Annotated in this window: 4 protein-coding genes; 1 reads left to right on the plus strand and 3 read right to left on the minus strand. The window is 37.1% G+C overall.

Translation table 11 applies throughout. The annotated features are described in order from the left end of the window. Nucleotides 1-84 precede the first annotated feature (84 nt). The gene (locus tag AC4AGG_RS15350; RefSeq protein WP_489772894.1) at nt 85-2,208 is read right to left on the minus strand and encodes a Tex family protein; all 2,124 of its coding nucleotides are present in this window, start codon (nt 2,206-2,208) and stop codon (nt 85-87) included. Between the two features lie 54 nt (nt 2,209-2,262). Between AC4AGG_RS15350 and AC4AGG_RS15355 the strand changes: the two genes are divergently transcribed. Further along, nucleotides 2,263-2,565 (plus strand): DUF1294 domain-containing protein, encoded by a 303-nt coding sequence (locus tag AC4AGG_RS15355; RefSeq protein WP_489772895.1) that lies wholly within the window; start codon nt 2,263-2,265, stop codon nt 2,563-2,565. 63 nt (nt 2,566-2,628) lie between these two features. Here the strand turns inward: AC4AGG_RS15355 and AC4AGG_RS15360 are convergent, their stop codons facing one another. Then, complete coding sequence (locus AC4AGG_RS15360) at nt 2,629-3,597, minus strand: DUF6515 family protein (RefSeq protein WP_489772896.1); 969 nt, start codon at nt 3,595-3,597, stop codon at nt 2,629-2,631. An 18-nt stretch (nt 3,598-3,615) separates the two neighbouring features. Then, nucleotides 3,616-4,332 carry a DUF2092 domain-containing protein gene (locus tag AC4AGG_RS15365; RefSeq protein ID WP_489772897.1) on the minus strand — a complete coding sequence of 239 codons (717 nt, stop codon included), beginning with the start codon at nt 4,330-4,332 and terminating at the stop codon, nt 3,616-3,618. Nucleotides 4,333-4,485 lie beyond the last annotated feature (153 nt).

The following is a 4,485-nucleotide window of genomic DNA, read 5'->3' on the forward strand; positions in this document are numbered from 1 at the left end:
TTGAATGAGGAAAAGCGACTACTATTAGTCGCTTTTTTTTATATACCTTTTTATCTTCCATCTTCCATCTTCCAACCTCTAACCTTATAAAATCATACTCAACTGAATTCTTTTTCTGGCTTCATCTATTTCGACTACTTTTACCTGAACGTGTTGATGGAGTTTGACTACTTCGTTAACGTCGGAAACAAAACCTTCTTTCAGTTGGGAAATATGAACCAATCCACTTTCTTTAATTCCAATGTCAACAAAGCATCCGAAAGCGGTAATATTATTAACAATTCCTGGAAGAATCATTCCTGTTCTTACGTCTTTCAGAGATTTTACATTAGGGTCGAATTCGAAAATTTTGGCATTTTTTCTTGGGTCGATTCCGGGTTTTTCTAATTCTTTTACAATGTCTTTAATACCCAAAATTCCAATGTCATCGGAGATGTATTTTTCTAAATTGAGTTGAGCAATTTTTTCTTTATTCCCAATTAAAGTTTCGGTTTTTAAGCCTAAATCTTTGGCCATTTTTTCAACAATAGCATAAGCTTCTGGATGTACTGCAGAATCGTCTAATGGATTTTTAGCATTCTTAATTCTAACAAACGCTACCGCTTGTTGATAGACTTTCTCACCTAAGCGTGGAACTTTTTTCAGTTGTTTTCTTTCAGTGAAAGAGCCATTTTCAGTTCTGTAATTCACGATGTTTTCCGCCATTTTTTCTCCAATCCCCGAAACGTAACTGAGCAAAGATTTGCTGGCAGTATTCAAGTTAATTCCAACCGAATTTACACAACTAATAACGGTGTTATCCAATTCTTCTTTTAGTTTGGTTTGGTCCACATCGTGCTGATATTGTCCAACGCCAATAGATTTTGGGTCAATTTTTACCAGTTCCGCTAAAGGGTCGGACAAACGTCTTCCGATGGAAACCGCACCTCTTACGGTAACGTCATAATTAGGGAATTCTTCGCGCGCAATTTTGCTGGCGGAATAGACCGAGGCTCCAGCTTCCGAAACCACAAAAACTTGAAGCGGTTTGTCGAACGCAATTTTTTTAATGAAAAATTCAGTTTCTCGGCTTGCAGTCCCATTTCCAATAGAGATGGCGTCAATGTGATAGGCATTAACCATGGAACGGATTTTCTTCATCGCAATTCCCGTTTCGTTTTGCGGCGAGTGAGGATAAATGGTCTCGTTGTGAAGCAAATCTCCCTTTTCGTCCAAACAAACCACTTTGCAACCCGTTCTGTAACCCGGGTCTATGGCTAAAATTCTCTTTTCTCCGAGAGGCGAAGCCAATAAAAGCTGTCGCAAGTTTTCAGAAAATACATCAATCGCTTTAATATCTGCTTTTTCCTTAGCTTCTTGCAAAGCTTCGTTGGAAATGGCAGGTTCTAATAAACGTTTATAACTGTCCGCAATTGCCAATTCAATTTGTTTGGCGCAGGCATTGTTAGACTTGATAACAGCATTTTCCATCAAGTCAAGCGCCTCATCTTTATCAATATTTACAGAGGCTTTTACAAACCCCTCGTGTTCAGCTCGTAACATCGCCAAAAGTCTATGGCTTGGGATTCTATTCAACGCTTCTTCCCATTCGAAATATTGAGAGAATTTTTGAGCGTCTTCTTCCTCTTTTTTAGCTTTGACAACTTTAGAAGTAATCATCGCTTTCCTTTGAAATAGTCTTCTCAAGTTTTTTCGGATATAAATATTTTCATTCAACCATTCTGCGATAATATCTCGCGCACCTTGCAAAGCTTCGTCTTCGTCTGCAACTTGGTCGTTGAGGTATTTAGAAGCAATAAACTCAACATCGTCCGATTTTTGAGACATGATGATTTTTGCCAAAGGTTCCAAACCTTTTTCTCGAGCAGTATCTGCTTTGGTTTTTCTACGCTTTTTGTAGGGAAGATAAAGGTCTTCTAAGTCTTGCAAATCAAAACTTTGCTCAATTTTTTGTTGAAGTTCTGGCGAAAGCGCATTTTGTTCCTCAATGGATTTTAGAATACTTTCTTTACGTTTCAGGATTTCTTCGAATTGCTTATTGAGTTTGAAAATTGTTTCAATTTGTACTTCATCCAAATTCCCCGTTTTGTCCTTTCGGTAACGGGCAATAAATGGAATGGTGCAGTCTTCCGACAAGAGTTGAAGCGTGCTTTCAATGCTTCGTGAGGATATATTAAGTTGTTTCTGAATGAATTCTACCGTTGTCATTTTTTAAGTTTGAATGGACTAAAGTAATATCTTTGCGGGAGAATCAAAAACTTTATGGGTTTCATTTTTATTGCTGTAGGACTTATCACGTTGATTCTCTTTGGAGTAGATAAATACAAAGCAAAGACACACCAAAGAAGAATTCCAGAGGCTGTTTTGCTTCTTTTTACTTTTATTGGTGGAACTTTTGGGGCGGTTTTAGGTATGCTTATTTTTCACCATAAAACCTCTAAAAAGAGCTTTATTATTAAGTTTTTGATGGTAGTTGTGGTTCAAATTGTTATTTTATATATTGCCTTAAAGGCAGGTTTACTTAAATTTGAATTTAATTTTTTTTTAAATCACACTTGCCTTTAGTAATTCGATAAACATAAAAAAACGCCCCTTAGAGAGACGTTTTTCTATTATTTTTAAATTTAATTATTCTTGTTTAGCATCCGCAACTTCGTACTTGTTTTTACCATCAACTTTTACGGGTTGATAATAGGTGTCACCATATTTTACGTAAGTTTGGTCTCCCATACGAACTTCTTCGGCTCCTTCAGGAAGGTGCTCAACAACAGAACCTGCAGTCGGTTCAACAACGGTGTATCCACCAGATGATTTTTCGTAATAAGTTCCACCATAATAGTAATTGTTGGTGGTGTCGCTGACTTTCACGGTTTCGTAGCCATTAGGAAGTACTTTAATTGTTGCCCCAATCGGTGCCTCAACCACCGTGTAACCATCTTTGCTTTCGGAATAATAAACTCCTTGATCGTAATGGTATTTTTCATTATTGACCGCGATAATAATTGCAGTTGTCGTTAGACTTGCAACAAAGAATCCCCATGGATGCCATACTGGCCCCCAGTAAAATGGTCGGAACGGATGGTAGAAATAAGGGTGGAAGGTGTAGTATCCCCATCCTCCGTAGATATGTGGAGGTCTAACGTAAGGTCTCAAAGGAGGTCTTACATGTACATGTACGTTGTTGTGGCTGTTGTTAATATGGATGTTATTGTGTCCATTATTGTTGTGTCCATTATTAATGCCTGGTCTATCGTGGTTATTTCCTGGACGGTTATTATTGTTACCCCCTGGTCTATTGTTGATAGCTGGTCTGTTGTTACCATTGTTATGATTAACACTTGGACGGTTATTACTTACATTGGGTCTTTTCTGAAGATGGGAAGGTCTAGAAGCGCTCACTCTGCTTCCTCCATTAATTCTACCAGCTGGTCTTGCAGCTGGCCTAGCCATAGCTCTATTACCTCCAGAAGCTCTCATTCCACCACCGCCGCCACGACCGTGAGGTAATCTTTGAGCGTAGAAATTGTCAGAAATGGATAATGTGATAAGGAATGCCGTCAAAAAGACGAGTTTTTTATAGAATGTATTTATTTTCATTGTGATAGACTTTGTTGGTTATTTTGCGGGAATCATTGTAATTTCTTTAGCCTCAGTTGGAGGTACGAAATCAAAAATCTGTGCTGGAAGGTCAGGATTAATTTTCCAGTTAGAGAATTTAGCAAAATATTGTGGACTGTTAGGTTTTTTCTTGTAAGTGATATTGAATCTTTCTGGAAGTGAGAAGGCATCATTGGTCACCCAAATTTGTAATGTGATATTTTGATTGTCTGCTAAAATATGATAACATTCTTTACCGTCAATTTCCGTTTTTCCTAAAAACATAATTTTGGGGAAATGCTCGATAATGTCATCAGTAAAAGTTGGGTAGAAGAAATCTGCAGCTGGAAAATCCAATTCATAGGTTTTGTTAACTTCTTCAATCATATCCAAAGTATTGTCTGGAGCATCTACAACGGAAAAGTTATTTTCGCTAAAGGAATAATAAACAAGATGAGATCCATTGTACCAATAACCACGATGTTTTTGCTCACCCAAAGCTTCAACAAAAAGCTTATCTGAGCCATCCATATAAGTATTGTACGTGTGGAAAGTCTTTTCCAATCCAGAAGGCCCAGTCTTATCTGATGCTGCTTCCAAGGAAAAAGAACAAGAATTAAGATCACCGATCACATCGCTCATGCGATCAAGAATCATCACAGCACTAGAATCAACTTGTGCCGATACTTGCGTGCAACCATAAAATGCAGCAAGTAGAATGAATTTTTTTATCATAATGTAATTTTTTGATTAATGGTTTTTGGTCATAGAATTATACGAAGTTACAAATTATTTTAAATAAATTATAATATAGAATATAATTAACACCCTTGTTTTTTGATAATTTAATACAGATGATATGCTTGAAACCCCTTTTGTAATCGTAGT

The sequence above is a fragment of the Chryseobacterium sp. CG10_8 genome (assembly GCF_058117085.1).

Excerpts from the sequence above, each read along its gene's own strand:
- AC4AGG_RS15360 (WP_489772896.1), bottom strand. The coding sequence starts at position 3,597 with ATGAAAATAAATACATTCTATAAAAAACTCGTCTTTTTGACGGCATTC.
- AC4AGG_RS15365 (WP_489772897.1), bottom strand. The coding sequence starts at position 4,332 with ATGATAAAAAAATTCATTCTACTTGCTGCATTTTATGGTTGCACGCAA.
- AC4AGG_RS15350 (WP_489772894.1), bottom strand. The coding sequence starts at position 2,208 with ATGACAACGGTAGAATTCATTCAGAAACAACTTAATATATCCTCACGA.
- AC4AGG_RS15355 (WP_489772895.1), top strand. The coding sequence starts at position 2,263 with ATGGGTTTCATTTTTATTGCTGTAGGACTTATCACGTTGATTCTCTTT.